The organism is Citrobacter sp. Cf118 (assembly GCF_030334095.1).
Classification (GTDB): Bacteria; Pseudomonadota; Gammaproteobacteria; order Enterobacterales; family Enterobacteriaceae; genus Citrobacter; species Citrobacter freundii.
Map to the genome: position 1 here is coordinate 1 of NZ_JAOWES010000029.1, position 231 is coordinate 231.

At 56.3% G+C, this 231-nt stretch carries 1 protein-coding gene; it reads right to left on the reverse strand.

Features of this window, described 5'->3' with window-relative positions; all coding sequences use genetic code 11:
• On the reverse strand, nucleotides 1-231 hold a 231-nt coding region (locus OGX67_RS00470), incomplete at both ends, for an IS1 family transposase (protein ID WP_241168651.1).

Here is a 231-nt window from a genome sequence, read left to right on the forward strand (position 1 = left end):
TTTTGAGAACGACAGCGACTTCCGTCCCAGCCGTGCCAGGTGCTGCCTCAGATTCAGGTTATGCCGCTCAATTCGCTGCGTATATCGCTTGCTGATTACGTGCAGCTTTCCCTTCAGGCGGGATTCATACAGCGGCCAGCCATCCGTCATCCATATCACCACGTCAAAGGGTGACAGCAGGCTCATAAGACGCCCCAGCGTCGCCATAGTGCGTTCACCGAATACGTGCGC